Origin of the sequence: Candidatus Methanoperedens sp. (assembly GCA_012026795.1) — an archaeon.
GTDB lineage: Archaea > Halobacteriota > Methanosarcinia > Methanosarcinales > Methanoperedenaceae > Methanoperedens.
Genome location: VEPM01000008.1, coordinates 53132 through 77302 on the forward strand (window position 1 = coordinate 53132; position 24171 = coordinate 77302).

Sequence of the window (24171 nt, forward strand, 5' to 3'; positions counted from 1 at the left end):
TGTTTTTATTGTTTCACCGATTTTTATATTTTTAAGTTAATTTAGTATCTACGCCTATTCGTGAATGTACTCTTACCTGTCCTGATTGCTCTGCATCATACAGGACCGTATCCCTGCCTAAAACCGATGTCCTGTCCATAATCAATGCCGGGTAAGTCAGTCTTGTATTTATGTCCAGGTATGTATGCATATCAAGGTAGAACCACGGTTCAAGCATTTTAAGACAATAACATGTATGCGCCGGTTTCTGCTCTTCGATTATCCTTTTTACTGTATTTATCGTGTCTTCATCCAGGTTCGCATCCGGCAGTAAGACAAAGAACGAGAAAAGATCGTTTCCAAAAAGAATATCCGTTATTGTTTTTGCATCAAACGGCGGGAAATACAGGTCTTTTACTTCCCTGCATGGCACGCATTTCTTATCTTCAGGGACCCGCCTGGCGTTGAAATTCTCAACTATGTATGGCTTCTCCTGCCTGAAATTTGCAATAATATCTTCAAGGCTTTCCTCCGGGTGTTTTTTTGTATATAAAAATAGGGCGATAGCCTCTTCCAATCCTTCTTTTGTACCCCTTTTCTTATATAGCAGGATGGCTCTTCGGATATACAACCTCCTCATTTTTTCAGAAAAATTCTCATCCCATGTTATGGAAAGCCAGTACCCCAGCCATGATAAGAACTCAGGAGGCGCACCCAGGGCATCGAAAAACCGTCCCAGGTGTTCTACTTTGAAATCTATCTCATAAAAAATGCTTTCAAATATTGAAAGAAAACGCTCAAGAAATTCCCGGCTTACAACATCTTCCTGGTAGATCGCAGGAAGATTATCAAGATATGAAAACCTTGGGAAGAATAACTGGATCGAATTTAAAACCGGTGACAGTGTTTCATTTCCGGTAAGTGAAATTTTAAACCAGAGGTATTGTCCCTCATTATCTTTCAGGAAGAGAGCATCCCTCCGGTATGTTCCCTGGATCGATGAAGATCCGGGCAGGCCTTTATGCCATTCGTTCTCATCTATATCTCCTATATTAGTATTGATATTATCTGAAATATAGTATGAGAAATCCACCTGTGTGCCTTCTTCGAACCTGCCTTCCAGGAGGAACCTGTGCCATCGTGTTTTTAAACTTCCGCTATTTATCGGTTTTGATATGTAATGACCTGAAAAAAGACCGCTCTTATCAGGATTATTGATTTTATTATACTTTAAATATACCAGTTTTTTTCCTGTACCATCAATAATATACAGGTTGCTTTTAGAATCAGTGATCAATCTTCCCGAAGCTCCCCTGTATGACCACATGGGAGAAATATCCTTTTGATCTATGATCTTATATATTGTCTGATCCTTTGAAATATCACCAGCAGCTTCCCCGACAAAAACCTGCTTTCGCGAATCAACTGCAAGTCCTTTTGGTGAAAATGGAATATCTATCGTTTCAGGTGTGTCTTCAATACAATATACATTAAGGTTACAATCCTCTTCATTTACCTGTAAGTAATGAACTCCACCATCACTGGTAGTGATCAAAGCCATACCCTTATTTTCTTCAAGGGAGATTTTGACGTATTTTCCAGCAACGGATACAAGGATGGTTTTTTCATCAGGGCCGGATATTGCTGCACCCATTAACCAGCCAATGTTGAGTTGATCCCTCAGGAAAGCCAGGAGTTTATCATTATCGATCCCCGGAACATTACGCCATTTGAACAGGAATTTTTTCCTGAATATCCCCACGCTGTTCTTATCAGTAAGGGTGTTCCGGCCAAGAACATAGATATCCCCGTCCTTATCTACAGCGATATCTGTCGGATCTGAATTTTTTCCAGGACTTATTGGCGGGAAATTTATATTTCCGGCCCTGTTGATCATCAGGATTCTTTTTTCTATTCCGCTATCTTCATCACTTCCCCCGTAATTTTCATTGCACTTTTCAAGGGCATAAATAACATCATCAGCTACTGTAATATCTATAATTTCATTAATCGGTGATCCGTTATGATCGGATACTATCCAGCGTATCTGGAGATTGCTTCTTGCAAGCGCAATTAACCTTCCCCTGTCTGCTATATATATCGAATCCTTATCTATAGCGATCCCTGAGGGGGATTCCAGTGTTAAAGGCAGCGCTCCCATATCACTGATAACCCCGCTGTCTATCTCATAATTAAGTATGGACTTTGAATTTTTATCTGTTATGAAAATCCTGTTGCATCCGCCAACAGCGATATCACTCATGTCAAGACTATCATTATTTATGAGTTCATCCCCGGATTCGTATATGTAAGTTGAGCTTAACCTGAGTTCTCCTCCTTCAATTGTGAGATTTTTAATATCCTCAGTATTACTCTCCCAGAGTTTTTGTGTATTGATGCATTTGAATCTTATCTCATCCATTCACACCATCGCTCCTGCATTTATTTAGATCTTTGTTGATTATCACGGATATGCTGCCAGGATAAACTGTTGATATTTCTGAGGGCAACTTCAGGTTCCCGTTCGCATCAGGGCTTGAACCATTATCCCCTGAAATTGAAATCTTCAGGATACATTTGATCCCCTCGATTTTCCGGATATGTTCGAAAATCTCAGACCTGGATACCAGCCTGCCTATAGGCCAGCCTTTTTTATCGAACCATCCTTTTACCGGATGCAGGAAAAGAGCGAGTTCTTTTTTTACGGTACCGGTCAATTCTTTTTCAGAATAACCTTTTACCGGGTCTATTGTCATACTCACATTGACACGGATAAATTGCGGGGACTCGATATGGATTTGCGTTCCAAGAAGCCTGTGTTTATCCACATGGCGGCATATTGCATCAATAAATCCGGGCGGGGGTGAAGGCGGAGCAATAAATGTCTCGATGGGTGTATATGGCAGTACGGCTATAGTGACTGAAGCCTTACTGTTTTCCCCATCTTTCTTATAATCCGGTATGGCTTTTGCTTTTGCCACCCTTAATCCGGGTGTGTTCATGGCGATATATTCAAAATCCCTGGAAGTGACGGCAGTATAAGGGATTTTCATGTCACGGAGACATCTTTCGATCGCATCGTCAAGGATTTCGGCATCTTTTCCTCCGGTTGATGGTTTATGGTTAACAATTTCCAGGGTGTGACCAATGGTTTTTTTCTCATTTTCAACTTTCCAGTAATATCCGGCTTTGAAATTTCCTTCACTCCCGCCGCCTACCCTGTATCTGACCGCTGTTATCTTGGATGATTCAGGCGGGATCCTGCCATTTAAACCATCCCCGAATTTTATTTCCCCCGGTTCTTTATTAAGAATGTAATGATTATCATCGGGTCCCGAACCATCAAAGTCATCAACTTCTGTCCATAGCCCGCTGTACATTTTTAATTCATGATCCTGTATTTTGACAGTAAAATCACAAACACCTCTCTCATCCATTACCATGCTTACTTTTGTTTTCAACGCATTAAGAAAAAGAAGAATTTTGTTCCTGTCATCGGATATTTCAATAATATCACCTGTCGCGTTCTTTTCGATATCTGCATGCTTTATCCAGTCAAAATAAAGCTTGTTTGCCAGGTATTTTAAAAGCCTTTGACTATCCCTGCCGGGTATCTCATTCCAGGCTGCAAAATATTCGTTATATTCACCGGAAACCGAAACCAGGAGTGTCCTGTCAAGAATGGGTTTGCAGGGTGATGTAAAGACCTGTGAAGGCATGCCATTACTGATATTGCTATTTTCGCTGGTATTACTGCTGGAAAATTCTCCGGTCCTTTTCCAGGTATTATCTGCATTAATTGTCTTCCCATGTATCGCAGGAACTGTATTGATACTTATTGTTTCAATTCGCACAGGGTACTGGAAACCGGATTTTCTCAGGATGCATCTCAGCCAGGAATAAGATATATTATTTGTATCCTTCCATATTATATTCTGTGACGTAACCCAGCCTTTAAGATCATTAAAAATTATCCGTCCGCTTTTGTTAAAGCCCTCTGTCTCATCAATAATCGTTCCAGGATCGATAGTTTGCCATTTGCTCCCATCAGGAAGGATCGACATTTCCCAGGTAAATTCGGAAATGACAGGGGTTGATCCTTTTTCATCACCATGTTTCCCGGCATCTACCTCCAAGTCCTTTTCATAAAGATAGACCATAAAGCTGAGTTCTTCTGCTTCCTTATCAAATCCAAGATAAAGAGTATTATTTTCATGATCCTTCATGCCAAATGGAGCATAAAAAAGGTCTTCCTGTTCATTTGCTCCTGTCCTGTCAAAGATTCCTCCTGTTTTTTCATCAACAATTACTTTTTCAAGATTTAAAGGAACAATACTGATTTTTTCGAGCAACTCAAAATACATAGTTTTGCCCGATATTTCTGTTCTTATAACCTCACCTTCTGGCAATGGCAATTGTCTGCCAGACCTGAATGAAAGATCTACGATTGCAGGTTGAGGTGGAAGCGGCGTGAATCCCAGTAGTTTCAGGTATTTGATTTTATGACTATCCCGTATCAGGTTTATCCGGAATAATGTGGTCTCGGTTAACCAGGCAAAAAGGTCTATCAGCGTGATACCGGGGTCGCTCAGGTTATGGTCTGTCCACTGCGGCGCATATCTTGGGATGAGTTTTCTTCCCTCCTGCGCAAGCTGGCTGAAAGTCTTATCATCCAGGTTTTGTTTTGGCAGTACCATTGTTATCAACCACTTCCAGGTATCCATTTTGCAGAAATATCGTGCTCGCCGCTATACAGGAGAGTATCAGCCGGGAGTTTGAAATTATCAGAATTTCTTGTTATTTCGGTTAATTTTGAGCTATCTTCATCATAAAGTTGTATCTTAAGTTCACTTACATAGTCCACATCTTCTATCTTCTCGAACAATGGGAAAATGTCAGATATGCATGGAACTGCGCCGAAGTCCCAGCCTTTGCCTTCCAATCCCCCGAAGAGAGGATGGAGAAAACCTGTTATCTGCGACTTTGCTTTCTGCTCTATGACAGGTATAGTATCTATCTTATGAGTTACAAGAATTGCAGATACCTTCACCACAATATAAGAGGGCTGGACCACATTCAGTTTTGCGAGATTGGAGCATCTCTCACTGACGTATCGTTCCACAATATGGCGCAGTTCAGGCGAAGGCACCGGTTTTGCATCCATGCTTCCGGGGACTATGACAATGGTAATAGTTCCTGGCATATGCGTACCTTCTGCGCTGAGATTCGGGAGGATTTTTACCCTTGCCACTTTATTTGAGGCTTCTTTTACAAGCATCTGGTAATCCTGGAGGGCAACAGCCCTGTTCCTGTGTTTCAGGACAGAGGGCGCTCTTTTTGTAAGAGTATCAACTTCCTCCGTATCGGCTCCCCCGTCAGAAGCTACAGGGTTGTAAACCTTATCGACAAAAGCTATTGTGCCCTGGAGTTTTGATATCTTCCTGGCAGGAATATTCCCTGTCTTTCCCCCGCCTGTAGAGTATATGGCTTTGATATTGTTATACCCGATGGATGGTATCATGCCATGGACTCCATCCCCGAACCGGATTTCACCCGTAGTCCTGTCTATAATATAATGCCTGTCTTTTGGGACTGAATCAAGAAAATATGGGACTTCATCCCATTTCACCCAGAACTCTGTCACATTACCTGAATCGTTTTTTTTCTCATCGATATACTTATTATTGCCGAGTGCTTTCCTTTCGATTTCAGTAAGTGTGCCGTATTCATTTACGAGTATCTTTTCCGATAATACAGGTGTATTCATCAGCCTGAACACCTGGCGGCTTTCACCTGTGCTGGAACCTGTAATTTCATACGCAACAGTCCTTGACTGGAGAGCCCATGCGGAATTCAGGTATAAACCGAGAAGTTTTGATCTTGTGTGGATATCTTTCAGTTCAACAACCGGGTTTTGTACTGCCTGCGCCCTTATCCAGTACAGGTCATTTGTTGTGAATATTTTTTCACTCACCATTTCCCCGGATATGACAAATTGTACCATTTCGCTTTTTATAAAGCCATTTGTTTCATCCAGGATATCAGGTTCAAGCCACTGGCTGTTCTTTGAGAGGTATTGCCATTTCAATGATGGTCTTTTATTTTCACTGTAATCGGTATTTTCATCAATTGAAATGAAAAGACTGAAAGGCCCTCCTTTTAGCGGCTTATCAAACCCGAAATAAAGGGAAGGATAGTTATCCGGGATGGATTCAAATGGTTTAAAAGTCTTCCCTGTATTAAGTTCGTCCAGGCAGTTTTTAAATACAAGGTTATTTTTTGAAAGTATGTAATCGGGCTGATCAGCAGATTTGTCCTGTCCCGCGCTGTTTTTGATATAATTGATCCTTAAATTCGAAAGCATTGGAGGACAAAAGCTTCCGGGTTCAACCTGGTTATTTTTGATCATGTATTCTTTTCCATAGTCTCCCCCTACAAGCCGCACGCGTATCCAGTATTTTTCCTGTCCGTTTACCGTTGTAGGTTTTGCAGTCGGCATGGATGGGATAATGATTTTAGGATAATCAACCGCTCTTTTTTGTTCTTCTTTTGCTGTGTCAATAACCGATGCCTTCTCTCCTGGCGTTTCAATACATTCATCAATACCAGCCCAGTTATCAGGAGTATTTTTAAATTGCAGCTTTTCAAGACAATTCCATCCCATCCCGTCCCAGTACTCCCAGGAAAGCTGTGGATTGTTCGCGGTTTTTTTATCTGCTGCGGCAGACCCCGCTGTTTTTCCAGGGGTAAGATCAAAACTTATCTCTACAATATATCCGGTCTTTGAAAAAGCATCATCACATGCTATGTAAAATGTATTATATATCTGCGGTTTCTTGCCAAACGGATATATGTTTTTAGTAACATCCACAGGCACATCGTTCATGAAAGCCATATCAGGTTTGATACCTGGAGAATAGGGTGAAGTGGATATATCCAGTCCTGATATTTGCATATCCCTGGCCAGCGAGATCCTGGAATTTATTACCCTGCACCGTATCCATCGGCTTTTTATTCCATTAATCTCTATTTCACTTATCGGTTCATCCGTACTTTTGACCAATGGCAGCCAGCTTGATTTATTTGCAGGGGCCAGGATGTTCCATCTAACAGTTTTTATTTCCTTGCCATCGATCTTTTCAGTGACTTCTGTCCCATATTCCCATGAAAAATTAAGCGGATTTGAAAGGTTCTGCGATCCTTTGCCTTCAACCTGGATCCTTGCAGTTGTAACATTCAACCGGTTCTTATCCCCGATATAAAGTATATGTTCCTGCCGGTTCTTGCCCTCGAAGAATCCTGATGAACCTGTCCCATCTATGGTTACTGTATGATCAAATATTTCGTCCTGCTTATATACATTTAATCTGCCATTCTCGATCCTGGCTGTAAATTCATCAGTCCTGTCAATCAGGTCATGTGAAGCATCCGTACCGATTTCCAGTTTAACTTTACCTGTAATGTTATTTAACTTAAACAAAATGTCAGGATTACCTGCAGAAGTTATTTTTATTATGTCATTACCCTGTTTCGTTATAGTTCCTGATCTTGCCCACTCAACATCATAATTCCGGGCCAGGAATTCCAGGATACTGTTATTCTCATTCCCCGGAATTTCATCCCAGTTGAATAAATAATTGTTATCAATAATACTGAACACGGATACAAGTTTTGAAGGCGTGGCTATGATATTCTTCTCAGTTTCAAATAGCACCGGTTTTCCGTCAGCTCCCTGGCCAGCCACCTGTGTCAATGCAGGAATAAGTACGTTCTCAGGAGTGCCCTTGCTCAGCAGGAATGTGAGTGGGGCTCTTGCAGGACGGGCCGGGATCAGGGAAGCATTAATTGTCTCAAGAAAGGACAGGAAATGTCTTTGCGGGGCATCATTTAATTTCTTAATAGCTATTTCAGACATTTGTGCAAATATTTTAGCAAGTGCCGCTCCCGGATCAGTATTAGTCTCATCTGTAAAAGTCCATTCCGGGGTGTAGTACGGGACCTTGCCTTTTATTTCCTGCAGGATAATTTCCATATTTTTTTTGATTACTTCAGGGCCGGGCATTTTTATTATTCTCCTTCCTTTAAGTAAAACGGATAAACAAGATTAAATTGGGTATTTGTCGCACGTACCCTGTAATCGATATTTATGAAAAGCTTGCCTTCATCTGCCTGTCCTGCATCCGTGTTCACATTTATAAGTTCAATCCGCGGCTCCCACAGTGTAAGTGCGTCTCTTACGCTTGTCTCGATAAGGGACAGGTTTACCGCATTTATAGAACTAAAAACATATTCGTGTATCCCACATCCGAATTCAGGACGCATGATGCGTTCTCCTTTAGCAGTTCCAAGGATTATCCTGATCGCTTCTTTGATATCTTCATCATATTCGGAAATGGCGATCTTTCCATTTTCATCGACCCTGACAGGGTACTTCCATCCTCTGCCAAGAAAATCCTTGCTCATTTAATCCTCCGGTGATATTTTGGTTATTTATCCGATCATTACAGTAGGGCATCCCATCACTATCGAATTAGGGGGCCCTGCTTCTGTGATCATGTCTCCCTGGCGGGCCGCAGGAAGGTTATTGATCAGGACTGTTGTGCTTCCCATGGATATTACTCCTCCGACATGCGGAGCAGGCCCATTGAACAGGGGGCATGTGTGAAAATCCGCACCCACGCGAAAAGCCGGCATCCCGCCGATTAGCACATTTGCACTTCCCGGACCTGGCCCAAGGGGGGTGCCGTGGCTTGTCATATCTCCTACTCTTGCTGCTGGCGGCATTGAAATCACTCCTAATTTATCTTTACGATTGATCCCTGGATAGTAAGAACAGCGCTGGATTTGAGGGTAAGCGACGTTGTACCCTCTATCTCAACAATATTTCCTTTTATTTTAAGTTCCATGGCGCTTTCGATGTTTATTGAATTCGCCACCGAATCGATCACGATCTTATTACTCCCGGTCTTATCAACTATCTCGATCTTTTCCTGGCCTGATGAGTCATCAAGCACTATCTTATGTTTCCCTTTAGTATGGATCTCGATTTTTTCCTTCATTGCGGTATCGTCATCATTAAAAATTATTTCATGTCCGCTTCTTGATTTGATCTTCCTGATATTATTCTTCCCATCGCTGTTGGTTTCGGGAGGTTTATCCTTTCCATTCCAGAGAGATCCGATGACATATGGCTGGTTTATATCCCCGTGCTCAAATGCCACCAGCACTTCGTCATCAACTTCAGGATAAAAAACCATACCTCTTTCGTTTCCTGCCATGGGGCTTGCGATTCTTGCCCAGTAGCTTTCATCCTTTTCTCCTCTCCATGGAAAATTGATCTTGATCCTGCCGAGTCCTTCTGTATCCTGGTTGCTTGTGACCACAGCTATTACCACGCCATATATGTGACTGTCCTGCTGTGGACGCGGCAGCAGGTCTTGCATGCTCATAAAATACTCCTTCGCACAGTGATGGTGGTTTTATAACCCGCATCGCCTATGGAATGCGTCGCTTTTGTTATGTAATATACGCCGCTGAACCGTTTCCCGACTTTTTCAATATTTACCGTTATTCCGGGCCGGAGTGAAGAATCACCGATACATTCAAGCATACCTTCAATGAAACCTTTATTCCTTCTTTTTAATTCTGCTTTTGCAAGGTTCTTTGCTTCTTTCTGGGATCGTACAAGCCTTCCTTCAAGCTTTACATCCACTTTTGTTCCATTGGACTGTTCTATGATGCTATCAAAATCAGGGTTCCCAACGCTGCTCTTGATATCACTGATCGTGGCGGATTCGGAGATACTTTCTTTATCCTTTATGTTCCAGGCCGTTACATGTACTTCATTTACAAGCGATGCAGTGGTCATCCGCGGATTGAAATTGATGAAATTTTTCCTGAACTCGAAAGTAAAATCTCCCCCGATGTTATCTCTGGGCTCACGAAAGTACAATTCTTTATTCCTGATGAAAAATTCATAACCAATCTCATTAGAAAGCCTTTTTAAGAGATCATAATCCGTTTCATTTTTTATCCGTTCAACCTTCCCATGAGTTATTTCCGTGGGATCCACCTTTGCCGAAAGGCCATTTGCCTGTGCGATCTCCTGTGCGATCGTTGAGTAAGTTACTTCCGTATCAGTAAATTTTTTTGCTGTCTTTTGCATATCGTGTGAATGATCATAACCTTCAACGCTAAGCGTTGGATTGCCGGTTGACTGGAAACCGGGTGTAAGTGCCTTGATTTTTCCTTTCATCATACCCTGTTTCTTTGATGTCGCATACCCGAAGAAAATCTCTACCTCTGTTCCGGGTTTGATCTTATCATCATCAAGCCACCTGAATTGCTGCGTCCGGATGTTGATCTCTTCATTTAATGACAGCCGGAACATCGCAGGACTTTCCAGGTCTTCATCTATCTCAATATTTAAGATGCTCTCTTTTGGCGGGTATTCCTCGCCATTTTGTTTTATCTTAAATACGGGCGCATAAATATCCATGCCTGAAATCGCTGTTGCCATATCATCACTCCAACATTATTCCAGCGGCGGGATTGCCAATTCCGTACCCGGTTTTAAAGACCGTGGGTTATAAATATTATTTTTTTCCGCAATAGGTCTCCACATATCAGGGTCGCCGTATTCCCTGTACGCTATAGCCCAGAGGCTGTCGCCCTGCTTTGCTATATACACCTTTGTTTTATCAGGTGATTGGAGCTCCCTTTCCCGGCTGTTTAGCTGCATCTTGAATTCTTTCAATGTGATATTCAGTCTTGCCCTGACCGGTACCCCATCGGAGTTGAACATTGTGAACTTTTTTGTCACCCGTTCAAGTACGCAATTAAAAGGTTCTTTAGGATCAAGCCCCCAGATAAATTGCAGGGGAGGCGGAGCATGGATCGTGGGATCGATATTTAAAAGATCAGTAAGCTGGCTGGTAATTTCCCTTACATCTGTTCCTTTTTCGTAAGTATCATAGAAAACCTCAATCGTGATCGTTCCGGCGTTTCCTTTTACAAACTGGAGATAAGGAGATTCAAGTCCCGGTATTGCTATTTCTGAGAATGTATTGCTCCTTTCCAGGGAGTATTCCGGAGGAAAATAGAGTATCTCTATCTGCTTACCCTTTTTATTCCCATCAAGTATTTTAATAAAACCTTTTTTCGGCTCCATTTAAATATACCCCCGTCTTTCTTTTTCAATAGTTATTTTCCTATCTAATAATTGATATACCTGGTCAGAAAGCTGCTTAATATCTATTTTACGCTTTATTTCCTCATCATGTAAAGTATGAACTGAATTTAACCTGTCTGTCACTGTCTGTTTTGCTTCCAGGGCAATCCTTTTTATTTCTTCTATTTCATATTTGATATTCTTATTTGTCTTAAAATGAAGATCAGAGTCATTTACAGGGATGCCTGGTTTTGCTACAGGTTCAGGATTTGCCTTTGCAGATAATGGCAGGTTAGTTTTGATAATTGATTTTGCGGATACCCCTGATTTCGTGAAATCTCCTGCCTTCGTGAATCCTCCTGCTTTTGTGAAATCTCCCGGTGGAGAGATCTGGAGCATAGTTACCATACCAGGAACAGTCAGGCATGTTATTGATTTTAAAAATGATTTCAAATGTGAAAATATCCCTGTGTGTGAAATTCCTGAAAAATGATATTTTAATAATAAATGATTTACAGGATTTGTGACCTGTTTATTCGTGACCCGGATATTTGCTGGTTGGTTATTTGTATATTGGATATTTGCAGGTTGGATAATTGTGGATTGGATATTTGTGTGCGGGACATTTATGTGCCGGATATTAACGGGGTGAATATGCATCAGGTTAATATTATCATCACCTGTAAGTTCATGGTCTGCTAATTCAATCCCCGGGAAAGAATAATACGATTCCTGACGACCAGAACTTGTTTTGAAAAATTCCTGGGAATTTAAAGCGCCACCAACCATTGTCATGTTGTTTAGCAATAAATTCACCTGCGGTAAGATAACCTGGTATTTATTTTCCAATGTTGAATAGTTATCCGAGTTTAAAACCTTCATATTATTCCCATAATTTGTAAGCTGCTTTTTTACATTTTCAGACCTGGAAAAACCAAAGAAATCCTTAGTATACAAAGCACTGTCAACTGTTGTCATGCTGTTTAGCAATAAGTTCACATGTGGTAAGGTAACCTGGTATTTATTTCCCAATATAATATAATTATTCAGGTCTGAAAAGTCCATATTATTCCCATAATTTGTAAGCTGCTTTTTTACATTTTCATGCCTGGAAAAACCAAAGAAATCCTTAGAATATAAAATACTGTCCATTGCCATGTTTTTTAGCAATAAATTCACATGTGGCAGCATAACATATTTAAATTGCGGGGTAGATATATAATCGAATTCCGGTTTAGACCCATATCTGGATTCCGGGAAAAAACCCTGATGGAATTGATAATAGGATCCAGGAAATCGGGGATTTATTTTTTGAACAATATTATCCCTGCCGGAAAAAGAATTGTTTACAATCAGCTTTGAAACAATATTATGAAAATCCTTCCTATTAATGCCGCATTTTGATATTTCCGTTCTGTTATAAGACGATAATATATTCCGGAAGTATTTTCCAATTCCGGACAACTTGAACACATTATTTATTCCACGTCCTGTTATCTGTGAAATTTTCAGATTATTTTTAGTATTGAATTGCAGGAGAACATTCAAATTTATCTTATTGGATATTGATTGCCCCTGGTTTTTGAAAAATATCATCAAAGGAAAGTCGTATGGATTTCTTTTGCTTTTATGATATCTGCCGGTGATCATGCGATGAAAATCCGGATCACTTAAATTGATCACTGGTTTAGCCATTATTCTTAGCCCTTCTTGATACCGTGATGTGCAAGTTCAATAGTCTCAAATGCGACAGTATTACTGTCTGCTCTTAATTCCGGGCCTGTCCACTTGACCGGATATGCCTGTTCGAAATTCCAGCACCATTTATCTTTGCCTGTGACATCCTGCAGGACAACAGTACCGTTTTTCTTCTTAAACTTACCACTTACCACTTCCTGGTACCATTTCCACATATCATCAAGATCAGAAATACCTCTTTTCAGGGTGATGTGCTGGTATTTTGTCCTTTTAGGAAGCAGGTGCACATAATCATTAACACCGCCCTCTTCATAGGATTCAGTTTCAGTTTCAAGTATAAGCCCTGTTACCTCTGTAACCTGCGCGACAGTAATTCCTCCGATCTCGATCCTGAACCTGAATGAAGTATATGGATATGGTTTATTACCTGTTGTCATAAATCAAACTTTAACCGGGACATTCTCCCTTAGACCTCAAGAATGCTTTTCTGTTTTTCTCCACTCAAACGCTGGTTTATCCTGGATATCTCCTCGCACCACCTGTGTCTTTCTTTGTGTTCCATATTCAGGATATCTTCAGATGGCCAGTGGAAATGATATGCAATAAAAGCTACCTCCTCGTACAACCTGTCAAGGGGGTAGCCTGCTATTCCCCCCGGGATTCTACCTCAAATTCAAATTGGTGCTGGCATTTGGGGCATTCTGTTTTTATTTTACCTGATCCGTTTTCATTGATACGCCTGTAGAAATCCTGCAGGTAAGATAAATCTGATGCAAACAGGTTCTCGATCACCTTTGTATTTATTGCCTTTATATCTCCCAGCTTTGTGATAACTCTTGAAAATAATATCACAGTCAGATAAGCCGGGTTTGTCTGCACTCTTGCATCCTTTAAAGGAAGGATCTCATCAGCGGCGGTTGCAAGACGCATAATGCCTTTCTTATGGAGATTCCCATCCTCATCTACATACCCTTTCGGTAAGGTGAACTCAAATTCTGTCTGAAACGCCATAATGTTACCTGCTCATTTTTTCATTTGACCCGTTTAAATCCTTCGTGGACTATTTCAAGGGTTTCTATCGCAACTTCATTTCCCTTCCCGCTGAAATCAGGCGGATCATATTTGCTTGGCCATGCAGACTCGATATCCCACCGGGATTTATCTGACCCTGCTTCATCTATCAGGGTTATGGATATGTTTTTCCGTTCTTTTTCCGCCCCTGCGTCTATAACTCTCTGTCTCCATTGATACAGGTCCATCGAATCAGTAATACCCCATTTGAGGGTGATGTTCCCGTATTTTGTTAATCCCGACAGTTTCCGGAATCGCGGGGGCTCATTTCCTTCACGGTATTCAACAGGATCTGTTGTTGTGTCAGCAAAAGTACATTCGCTAAAACCTGCCTGTGAAATTCCATCTATCTCAACACGGAACCTGAACTGCCTGTACGGATCTTTCCTATCTCCAGTAGCCATATTTATCCTCCATAGTTTTATTATTTATTTTCATTTTTATTTTCATTTTTAACATCGTTACTCAGTAGCAGAAGAGCCTCCAGCCCATTGAGCGATACGGAATATTACGAACTCTGCGGGCTTGACAGGAGCGATGCCGATAATGCAGATCAGTCTTCCGTTATCTATATCGTCCTGCGTCATGGTAGTCCTGTCGCATTTGACAAAGAACGCTTCTTCAGGTTTTGTTCCCATGAGTGCGCCATCTCTCCATACGCGTGTGAGGAACTGGGTTATTGTTGCCCTGATCCTTGCCCAGAGTTTTTCGTCATTGGGTTCAAATACTACCCACTGTGTGCCTTCTTCTATGGATTCCTCTACAAAGATGAACAGGCGCCGGACATTTATATACTTCCAGAGAGCATCGCTTGATAGTGTCCGCGCTCCCCATATGCGTATCCCTCTTCCCGGAAATGCACGAATCACATTTACCCCGCGGGGATTAAGGATACCCTGTTCTCCTTTTGTTATCTGGAACTCAATATCCATTGCCCCGCGAACCACTTCATTTGCCGGGGCTTTATGTACGCCGCGTTCAACATCGCTGCGGGCATATATCCCTGCCATGTGACCTCCTGGCGGGATTAACTTACTCTTACTAGTCAGGGGATCAATGACCTTTATCCATGGATAATAGAACGCAGCATATTTTGTGTCAAAATTATCACGGGGCTTAATATTACCTACATTACTGCTCCCGTCATCAGTATCTATGATAGCGAAACGATCCTTCAGTTCTTCACAGTGGCTTATGAGAGCCGAAACAAGACCTGATACCGAATTTGCATCGGGAGAATAAACAATGGAAATTTCATCTATCTCTTTAAAAGCCGTTAATCCTTTTCTGCTGCCAGGAATATTATCTTCATTCGAGTCGCGCAAATAATCATCTATACCCAGGGCAGTCCCATCAAGATCAGTTCCTCCCAGGGGTGTTACCGCAACCGGGCCATTTGGCAAATTCCCGGAATCACCAGCCTGGCTGGAAATGGTAATCAAACTGGATATCCCGTTAATCTTTTTATCATAGTGGTCAGGCGAAGCATGATCTATTGACAGGTTGTCATAAAATTCGACCTGTGCAGGCTGAGGCTTTGATTTTTTATCTGTTTCCGGATCGAACAAAGTCGATGGGACCGCATCTTTCCAGTAGAATACAGAAAGTTTGAACAATGGTTTTGCTGCCGTATTATCTGTTCCTGTTCCCACTTTGACAACTATCCTTTTTCCCCACTCGCCTTCCCCGATCGCATCTATTGTCAGCGCATTTGCGCCTGCGCTGGTAAGTTTAAGGGATGCTTTTGCGGCATCATTTGCAGCCACTCTCCCTATAAAGCATCGCTGGCCCCCGTTCATAAAAAAACCATCTACGGCATAGGGTAGATATGAACCTGCGATATAGCTTCCATACATTCTCTGGAATTGGAGCCAATTTGTGACCAGTTGGGGAGTGGTGGGTCCGCGTTCGGTTATCCCGAGGAATCCAGCTGTACTTGTGCTGACCCCTTCTATCGGTTTTGCTCCTATCTCAAATTCTTCTACATATACACCCGGTGTTAAATATTCTGGCATTATATATCCTCCTTCTAATATTTATTATATATTTTAAAATTTAAATTTATTATTAAGATCTGTCTGGTTTCCGCAATTCTATTCTACAACACTTTTGCAACTTGTCTATACCTCTCTGGTTATTGACATTCAAACCTCCTTTTTATAAATTTAAATATTTATTATGGAAAAGCTATTTTCCCCAGCGATACGGTTTTTCCTTCATCTAAATTTGTTTTTACTGTTTTTGATTTTCCGTCTTTCTTAAATTCAATCGTAATTTTTTTATTTTTGACATCCTTGAAATACAGGACGAATTCCCCATTAGCATCAGAAATAGTTTCTATTTCAGGCTTTACTGCTTTAATATTTACATTTGCGGTCAGGTTCATATCGGGATTAGACAACAATCCCCTGGCAAGGGTTGCATTAGCCGGGAAAGGATAGGATGGCAGGGGTTTAAGTAATATTTCAAGGACAGGATTTTTTGGATCAAGAAGAGAGGGATTCACGGTCAATTCCCGGGAATAGTATATTTTTGATTTTACGCTAACTGTATTATTACCAGCAGGCATATCCGTAAAAATATAATACCCACCGGGATTTTTTATCGCTTTTTGATTTTCTTCCCCGTACATCACTTCTATATAACCGATCGGCTCTTCTCCGGTGTAATCATCCTTAAGACGGATTGCAAGAGAAAGGCGTGTGATAATGATATCGCCTTTATAGGAAACAAATGTATCCGTAATATAAGGCTGGACAGGAAGCATTTATTCATGTCTCCTTTTTAAAACCATTTCATTATATCCGGTTTCCTTTGAAACTACCCTCTGTATGCTTATTTCATGTTGAGAGCCTATCCTGACAGGTGATACAAGATAACATGCTGTGGGCTTGAAAGGTTTGCCCTGGAAAGTGCTCCATATTTTGGTCATATCATCGATGTTTAAATTCTCAATTGTAATGCGCAGTTCTTCATTCCCGGATTTCAGGCTGCCTTTTAAAACTGAACCGGAAAGGATGGCATTATCATAAAAAACCTGCATTGCCCTGCCCAGTAACAAATGTGCCTCCAGTGTTTTCTCGGTATTTTCCTGGGAAGGGTGCGCAGTCAACATATAGGACAGGTCAAGGGCAAGAGGCGGGAATCTCATGGTTTTTGGTCCTGCCTGCTGCATTTCCTGGTTCTTCAAATGAATATTATCCTGGATCCTGTACAGGAACAGGGATATCCTGGTGTCGCTCTTGATCTCACCCGGAGAGCCCAGCACAATAGAACCATCAGGTAGATCTTTCATATTGTCAATTAATAAGCTTATTAAGGTATTCCCCACGTCTTTAATCGCTGTATTGTCTGCCATTATCGGTTTCCTGTGATTGGTTTAAGTTAATATCTTATAATATTCCCCGAAATCTTCCTTTGTGCACAGCTTTCCTATTTTCTGGAATTCCCTTTGTGTTCCCTTTATGATATGTTCCATCTTTATGACACCACAATCATCTGCTGCAAGGAAAGCCGCTGAGAGCGCAATATTTTTCATATTCCCGCCTGTGATCTTGAACATGGACAGGAAGCTGTAATCAATATTATCTGCCAGCGGTGTCTTTCCGGGGAAAATATTCCTCCATATCTTTTCTCTCAGTTTCTCATCGGGAGATGGGAAATTAATTTTGAAGTGCAACCTGCGCAGGAACGCCTCATCTATATTATTGCTGAAATTCGAAGCCAGGATCACTATCCCTTCATATTCTTCCATTTTCTGCAGGAGATAATTTATCTCGATGTTTGCATACCTGTCGTGTGAATCCCTGACTTCCGACCTCTTCCCGAAAAGGGCATCAGCCTCATCAAAGAAGATGATAGCATTGGTTGTTTCTGCCTCTTTGAAGATCCTGCTAAGATTCTTTTCGGTTTCACCTATATACTTACTTACTACATTTGAGAGGTCAATTTTATAAAGATCAAGTTTAACTTCATTGGCAATAATGCCTGCCACCATGGTTTTACCAGTTCCGGACGGACCGGAAAAAAGGACATTCAATCCTTTTCCGAGGGATAATTTTTTATCAAATCCCCATTCTGCATATATTGTTCCTTTATATTTTATATAACCGCACACTTCATTTAATTGCTTCTTCGTATCATCAGGAAGAAAAATATCATCCCAAGTATTGGTAGACTCGATCTTCCTGGCAAATGATATGAGCTTCTTATTGGATTGTGCCCTGCAGCCTTCAAAAAGGTCTTCTGTTGAGAGTTTTGAACCTTTGTTTTTTGCTATTGAAATATTCTGTGACGCTGTTATTGCATCTTTTATCAGGCCGCCGCTAAAGTTGAACTTGCCTGCAAGAGCGCCAATATCAACATCATTCGAAATATTCCCATTCATTAATGATTTCCATAACTCTTTGCGATGCAAATAAGAAGGCATCTTAAATCCAAAGCTTATAAATCCACGGTCTTTCAATATGCTGCCCAGTTCAATGTCAGCTTCTCCGGATAATATTATCCAGCCAGGATACCGGTCTAATTCCCGGATAATATATTTAGCCGCATTTCCTGCATTTTCATCGCTAAATAATGAATCAAAATCTTCAAGATACAACAGCGAATCCTGCAAAAGCGCTTCACGAATGATTATTTCCCGGATTTCGAACGATTCATTTTTTAAAAGTGTTTTTGAATCAACCACGAACAAAGACACGCCAAGTTCCTTTGAAATTGCCTCAGCAGCCATCTTTTTTCCTGTACCGTAAGGTCCCCGGAAATATAATACCGGAGGATTTTTATTAGAATATTTTTTTACCAGTCCGGCTATTGGCCGGGTTATCTCATCTGCAAGTATCAGTTCACTCAAAGTCCTCCTGGGTTTTACCAGGAATGAGTGGCGCTTTATCCTGTGGTCGATCTCGTTTGTACCCAGGAGAAAGTCGATTATTTTATCGTCTGTCCTTACGGATCTGGATAATAGTAACTGTGAGCTGTCTTCATTTGAGAAATAGATTAACCTGTTACTCAAAAGTGTTGAACTGTTTGAAAAATATTCTCTTGCCCTGATCCTGTCTCTGATCGAAGAATACAGGAGCCTGATAATAAGATCCACTGTCGGGCGCTTTTTAGTAACATCGTTTTGAAGGTAGGAATAAAGCTTCTCATATCGCAGATCAAGTTCCGGGGCAAGACATATAAGGAGCACATTCTCCTCAAAGGGTGAAAGATGAAATATTTTTGATAAAGCAGGAAGAAGCAATTTCTTATTTTGTTTTATGCTCTCATTTTTCTTGGCAATTATTTCCTTTGTTATTGTTTCTATTTTTTCGGTCCAGTGATCTGTGCTTTCATCAGTCTTTTTTTGATGGACTGGGGTTTGAAGAATTGAATTTACTTCATCTTCCGAAATGAACAAACCACGAAAATCATCTATCCCATAGTTGCTTTCTGACCTAGATTTATCAAGGCTTTTATGTAATAAAAGGTCAATTCTTTTAAGCTCATCAAGAAGATACTCGATGTTAGTTTCATAAACATTCATATGCTTCACCGGGAAAATTATCATATGACATTATAAAATGCTTTAATAATTATTTCATTATCCGTGAGATTTCCTGTGCTCTTTAATTTATCAACTTCAAGAAGAAATTTTTCAGTTTTCTCGATTTCAAAATTATTCTTTTTGGCAAATGCCATCGAAAGCATTTTCAGTTCGATCTTTGAAGAATATTTTTTTGATTGCTTCTGGTCTATAAAATTAAATATATGACCGCATTTTTTGTGACCTATTGTTGGAGTTGACGGGTTTGCTGATGTTTTTATGTAATCCTTAAACGTATTCCCGTCTATGATTTCTCCGCACTCGCATAATATCATGTTATCCAACCACCGATTTTTCAAAATATTTTCCAATATGCTAGAGGTTTCATCGCAGATTAGCTCGCCCCTTATCAGTATTCATGACCACACATCATATTCATATAGATACTTATCATGAATACGTACATCATGTACATGTAGATACTCATATATAAATGTTCTGAATGTTAAATTTAGAATGGATTATTTCAATTCGTTTTATGACAGGAATAAAAAATACCTTATGCGGCTGCCGGGATTTGAACACGGGTTAGAGGCTGTTTCCTGATTTTTGCAGTGCCTGCAAAAGCTCTTGGGAAGCCCCTGTCATAGCCGCTAGACCACAGCCGCATTATGAACCGATTTTCAAGGTATTGGTTCAAACCTAATACATTGTTATTGTTTATTTAACTTTTTGTCAGGATACAATTTCGGATCACATACCTGGCCTTGATCTTAACCATTCGTTAATGATTTCTTCAAGTTTTCCATCCACTTCCTCGATCGTGTATCTGACCCGGATAACAGGTTTATTAAGCTTTAACAGCCTGCCAAGGTCTATGGGCGTCCCTGCTATGACTATATCGCAATCCGAAGCATTGATCGTATCTTCCAGTTCTTTGATCTGGTCGCTGCCGTACCCCATAGCAGGAAGCACAGCGCCAATATGCGGGAAATCCTGGAAAACATTATGGATAGAACCTGCAGCATACGGACGGGGGTCGATGATCTCTTTTGCCCCGAATTTTTTTGCAGCAATTATACCTGCACCATATGACATTCCCCCGTGGGTGAGCGTGGGGCCGTCTTCCACGACAATAACCCGCTTCTGTTTGATCGCTTCCGGGTCTTTGACCGTTATAACAGACCTGGCTTTTATGATCCTTGCATTATTATTTATGGATCTTACATTCCTGATCACTGTTTCTACATCTTCTTTCCGGGCTGAATCCACTTTATTAACGATCACTACATCTGCGAGGCGAACATTCACTTCCCCCGGATAATAAGTGAGTTCATGTCCCGGCCTGTGCGGATCAGCAATAACGATATGAAGGTCGGGTTTGAAAAATGGGATGTCATTATTCCCGCCATCCCATATGATAATATCAGCTTCATCCCGGGCAGCTTCAAGGATTTTCTGGAAATCAACTCCGCTATAAACAACGGTTCCGCAGCAGATATAGGGTTCATATTCTTCCCTTTCTTCTATTGTGCATTCGTTCTTCACGCAATCTTCCATTGATGCAAATCTCTGGCACTCCTGTTTCAAAAGGTCGCCATACGGCATCGGATGGCGCACAACCACTGCCCTGATACCTTTTTCCCTGAGTATATCCACCAGTTTCTGCGAAGTGGGGCTCTTACCCGAACCTGTCCTGACCGCGCATACCGAGATAATCGGTTTTTTTGAAATTAGCATCGTGCTTTTTGTTCCCATCAGCCGAAAATCCGCACCTGCTGCAAGGACAAGAGAAGCTTTTTGCATGACTGTCTCATGAGAGAGGTCTGAATATGCAAGTATAACCTGGTCTATGCTATTCTCTTTAATGAGCTGTGCCAGTTTGTCTTCGGGATATATGGGTATGTCTTTCCCATACAACCGCCCTGCCAGTTGCCTGGGGTAACTGCGACCGGATATGCCTGGTATCTGTGCTGCTGTGAAAGCCACTACCTCGTAATCACTATTATCCCTGAAAAAAACATTAAAGTTATGGAAATCGCGCCCTGCAGCTCCCATAATTATTACTTTTGTTCTCATAGACTAACCTCATGATAAAGATTGGTCTCTTATCATTTAAGGATAATGGAATTTGAACTTACCTGGAAAAAGAACTTCTGTCGTCCTTTTCATTCATCTGTCTCATGATCTCCTCATACTCAAGAGGATGTTCGTGTTTCATCTGTTTCTCTGAAAGGTTGCCTGTAAGCCATGCTTTTGACATGGGAAATACTTCAGGGCTATAATGAACGTTCCACCAGTGGACAATAAAGATAAACAGCGTAGCCAATAATGCTTCATCTGTATGAACGATAGTTGAAAGATGCACATAAGCATAAGGAATCACTTCCATAGCCTGGAATGGGAATAACATTATCAACCCGGTTACGCAAAGCATCACCATTCCCCAGAATGCACCCCAGTAATCGAATTTCTCTTTCCAGCTATACCTTCCATATTTTGGCGCCTGCGCTTTTCCAAGGTAGAACATTATTGTCTGCCAGAAATCCTTTGCGTCTTTTAAAGTCGGCCAGACTTTTCTATCAAGCAAGGATTCCTTATCAACAAAAATATGATAAACAACATGATACACTCCAAGGATGACCATACCTATCCCTGCAGCATGATGTATCTGTGTCCTCATTGCAAATCCCCCGAGGAGATTGATTATAACCGGAGACCACCACGCATCCGGGAATTTCAGGGGCATTCCACTTATTACTAAAAGCATGAACGTAACTATCATTGCCCAATGCTCTGCAAGTTGATTGAAAGTAAATCTTTTAAAATAAATTTCACCCATATTTCTTTCTCCATTTTTATTAGATTCTAAAGCTTCAATTATTTTTTGCCTGGACATATCCTAAAACCTCCTCTGGATCTTGAGTCTTGATAAGAAATCAAGAATCACCATTCCAGTAAAGAAACCTATCACGGTAGTTGTCAATATCTTGAAAAATATTGCTATCCAGTAAGCAAGGTCAAATGGGCCGAGGAAATAGTCTTTCATATTGGAATCCATGCCCGTTTTATTCCACTTAAGCTCGCCGGTATGCAAAGACTCTTTATCATGTACGAGCCCTCCTGCTACCTTGGCATCAAAATTCACTCCCACGTGACAATTCTCTTTTCCGCATGTTTTAGGAATATTTTCAGGATAAGTGCTTGAAGTGGGATCCGTATGGGACTTGGTTTTATGGTTCTCATGGCAATCGGCGCATGTTGCAACCAGTGTATAGCCTTTATCAAGCGCCCTCCAATGGAATGATTCTTTATATGTATCGAATCGGTCTGCCTTAATACCATAATACCATGCGCTCATCATTTCGCTGTTTGAATGGCACTTGGCACATGTCGCAGGGCTGTTTTGATGATTAGAAGATGAGTTAGGATCTTTTATGGCCCTGATCTCATGTATCCCATGGCAATCCGTGCAGGTTGCAGCCTCAGGATGGCCTTTCTCAATCGCATCCCAGTGAATGCTTGTCTTATAATCTTCAGTTTCCTTTATATGACATTTAGAGCAAATATCCGTAATATTATTTCTTGTTGGCCTGCCCACAAAATCTCCTGACATTACAGTATTGGAGATCAAACTGGAATTGGATTTTTCTGCCCCGCCGTGACAACTTGCGCAGTTAAATCCTTTATCATAATGAATATTGTTCCTGAATTCAGTCACAACTTTAGTGTGGCAATGATAACATGAAATATCTTCCTGGGCACCGGCAATACCGATAAATATCGATAATATAACCATTAAAATCAATATATATTTATTTTTAAATAGTGAATACACATTATTGCTTAGAGACATTCAGTAATACCTCTCTTAGTCTATCTATCCTTTCCTTTTAGCCCGTTTTTAATAAGTTACTTCTATCGTAATGCTTTATATAAGTTATCATTTTTTTTATCATTATTTTATATGTTATAACTATTTATCTTCAAGAGCTGATTTAATCAATAATGAACGCAGTTGATATTGAAAATGAAATAGAGTATATTTATTCATTTCCTGACGAAGTTTATATTAAAATAATCCGTGATGTGGGGTTTGATTGTGATTTCTGCGGTAAATGCTGTAAGAGTGAATTTAATGATCACGTCTTCCTGCTCGACGATGATGCGCAAAGGATAATCGAAATTGTGGGGCGGGAATTTCTCAGACCTGCGCCATATTTTGATCTATGTGACAACCTCGGGAGATTTTATGTAATGGGTTATGCCCTGAAAACCAAACCGGATGGGGACTGCATATTCTATACTGGCACAGGATGCGAACATTATGAAGTTCGTCCCCGGATATGCAAAATATACCCATATATGCTTCACAGGGAGCCGGATGAAGAAGGAAATATTGAATTCAGGCAAATAAGCGGCCTGGATATGCATGGATTGTATCACAATGAAATAAGTGATAAGATATGCGAAGAGATAATAAAATCAGTAAAGGATTATGAATCCGGATTTCTCAGGCAAAAACTTGGATTTATCAAAGAAATCGAAAGATATTTCAAAGAAAATAATTTAAGAAACAGCAAGCAGATGTATGACCGGATGATGAGGCAGTATGAGAAAGGTAAAGCAATAGACGTATATGTATTCTTCCATGGAGGATTTAAAAAAGAAGTAATAGCCAAATAAATTATTAACCCTGAGTGATATTAAGAGTAATCAAATT

22 protein-coding genes and 1 tRNA gene are annotated in these 24171 nt (G+C 40.7%); 1 reads left to right on the plus strand and 22 read right to left on the minus strand.

Going from position 1 to position 24171, the window contains the following annotated elements:
- Positions 1 to 31 precede the first annotated feature (31 nt).
- The 22 genes from FIB07_03815 to FIB07_03920 all read right to left on the minus strand — a co-directional run bounded on the left by FIB07_03815 (position 32) and on the right by FIB07_03920 (position 23304).
- Positions 32 to 2401, minus strand: coding sequence for a hypothetical protein (locus FIB07_03815; protein ID NJD51974.1), 2370 nt, complete (start codon positions 2399 to 2401; stop codon positions 32 to 34).
- Positions 2394 to 4703 carry a putative baseplate assembly protein gene (locus FIB07_03820; protein ID NJD51975.1) on the minus strand — a complete coding sequence of 770 codons (2310 nt, stop codon included), beginning with the start codon at positions 4701 to 4703 and terminating at the stop codon, positions 2394 to 2396. Before FIB07_03820 ends, FIB07_03815 begins: the two co-directional genes overlap by 8 nt.
- Complete coding sequence (locus FIB07_03825) at positions 4682 to 8041, minus strand: hypothetical protein (protein ID NJD51976.1); 3360 nt, start codon at positions 8039 to 8041, stop codon at positions 4682 to 4684. The genes FIB07_03820 and FIB07_03825 overlap by 22 nt, the downstream gene beginning before the upstream one ends.
- Before the next feature lie 5 nt (positions 8042 to 8046).
- Complete coding sequence (locus FIB07_03830) at positions 8047 to 8442, minus strand: GPW/gp25 family protein (GenBank protein NJD51977.1); 396 nt, start codon at positions 8440 to 8442, stop codon at positions 8047 to 8049.
- Between the two features lie 27 nt (positions 8443 to 8469).
- Complete coding sequence (locus FIB07_03835) at positions 8470 to 8763, minus strand: hypothetical protein (GenBank protein ID NJD51978.1); 294 nt, start codon at positions 8761 to 8763, stop codon at positions 8470 to 8472.
- A gap of 11 nt (positions 8764 to 8774) precedes the next feature.
- Positions 8775 to 9428: a phage tail protein gene (locus tag FIB07_03840; GenBank protein NJD51979.1), complete on the minus strand. Its 654-nt coding sequence runs from the start codon at positions 9426 to 9428 to the stop codon at positions 8775 to 8777.
- A complete protein-coding gene (locus tag FIB07_03845) occupies positions 9425 to 10498 on the minus strand; it encodes a phage late control D family protein (GenBank protein NJD51980.1) in 1074 nt (357 codons plus the stop codon). The genes FIB07_03840 and FIB07_03845 overlap by 4 nt, the downstream gene beginning before the upstream one ends.
- Positions 10499 to 10513: 15 nt before the next feature.
- Entirely contained in the window at positions 10514 to 11149 is a 636-nt protein-coding gene (locus FIB07_03850) for a LysM peptidoglycan-binding domain-containing protein (GenBank protein ID NJD51981.1), read from the minus strand.
- A complete protein-coding gene (locus tag FIB07_03855; GenBank protein ID NJD51982.1) occupies positions 11150 to 12844 on the minus strand; it encodes a hypothetical protein in 1695 nt (564 codons plus the stop codon).
- Positions 12845 to 12849: 5 nt separating this feature from the next.
- Positions 12850 to 13284, minus strand: a complete 435-nt coding sequence (locus FIB07_03860) for a phage tail protein (protein ID NJD51983.1) — start codon at positions 13282 to 13284, stop codon at positions 12850 to 12852.
- A gap of 29 nt (positions 13285 to 13313) precedes the next feature.
- On the minus strand, positions 13314 to 13496 hold the full coding sequence (locus tag FIB07_03865) for a hypothetical protein (protein NJD51984.1): 183 nt from the start codon (positions 13494 to 13496) through the stop codon (positions 13314 to 13316).
- Positions 13493 to 13861 (minus strand): phage tail assembly protein, encoded by a 369-nt coding sequence (locus FIB07_03870; protein NJD51985.1) that lies wholly within the window; start codon positions 13859 to 13861, stop codon positions 13493 to 13495. Before FIB07_03870 ends, FIB07_03865 begins: the two co-directional genes overlap by 4 nt.
- A 17-nt stretch (positions 13862 to 13878) precedes the next feature.
- Positions 13879 to 14322 carry a phage tail protein gene (locus FIB07_03875; GenBank protein ID NJD51986.1) on the minus strand — a complete coding sequence of 148 codons (444 nt, stop codon included), beginning with the start codon at positions 14320 to 14322 and terminating at the stop codon, positions 13879 to 13881.
- A gap of 57 nt (positions 14323 to 14379) precedes the next feature.
- The gene (locus FIB07_03880) at positions 14380 to 15933 is read right to left on the minus strand and encodes a phage tail sheath family protein (GenBank protein NJD51987.1); all 1554 of its coding nucleotides are present in this window, start codon (positions 15931 to 15933) and stop codon (positions 14380 to 14382) included.
- Between the two features lie 161 nt (positions 15934 to 16094).
- Positions 16095 to 16685, minus strand: a complete 591-nt coding sequence (locus FIB07_03885) for a hypothetical protein (GenBank protein ID NJD51988.1) — start codon at positions 16683 to 16685, stop codon at positions 16095 to 16097.
- A complete protein-coding gene (locus FIB07_03890; protein ID NJD51989.1) occupies positions 16686 to 17276 on the minus strand; it encodes a DUF4255 domain-containing protein in 591 nt (196 codons plus the stop codon). It lies immediately after the preceding gene.
- A 21-nt stretch (positions 17277 to 17297) separates the two neighbouring features.
- A complete protein-coding gene (locus tag FIB07_03895) occupies positions 17298 to 19472 on the minus strand; it encodes an ATP-binding protein (protein NJD51990.1) in 2175 nt (724 codons plus the stop codon).
- Positions 19469 to 19783, minus strand: a complete 315-nt coding sequence (locus tag FIB07_03900) for a hypothetical protein (GenBank protein ID NJD51991.1) — start codon at positions 19781 to 19783, stop codon at positions 19469 to 19471. The genes FIB07_03895 and FIB07_03900 overlap by 4 nt, the downstream gene beginning before the upstream one ends.
- Before the next feature lie 227 nt (positions 19784 to 20010).
- Positions 20011 to 20116: transfer RNA gene (locus tag FIB07_03905), tRNA-Gly, on the minus strand.
- An 85-nt stretch (positions 20117 to 20201) separates the two neighbouring features.
- The gene (locus tag FIB07_03910) at positions 20202 to 21527 is read right to left on the minus strand and encodes a GTPase (GenBank protein ID NJD51992.1); all 1326 of its coding nucleotides are present in this window, start codon (positions 21525 to 21527) and stop codon (positions 20202 to 20204) included.
- Between the two features lie 58 nt (positions 21528 to 21585).
- Positions 21586 to 22347 (minus strand): cytochrome b/b6 domain-containing protein, encoded by a 762-nt coding sequence (locus FIB07_03915; protein ID NJD51993.1) that lies wholly within the window; start codon positions 22345 to 22347, stop codon positions 21586 to 21588.
- Positions 22348 to 22350: 3 nt separating this feature from the next.
- On the minus strand, positions 22351 to 23304 hold the full coding sequence (locus FIB07_03920) for a hypothetical protein (GenBank protein NJD51994.1): 954 nt from the start codon (positions 23302 to 23304) through the stop codon (positions 22351 to 22353).
- A 152-nt stretch (positions 23305 to 23456) separates the two neighbouring features.
- Between FIB07_03920 and FIB07_03925 the strand changes: the two genes are divergently transcribed.
- A complete protein-coding gene (locus FIB07_03925; protein NJD51995.1) occupies positions 23457 to 24134 on the plus strand; it encodes a YkgJ family cysteine cluster protein in 678 nt (225 codons plus the stop codon).
- Positions 24135 to 24171 lie beyond the last annotated feature (37 nt).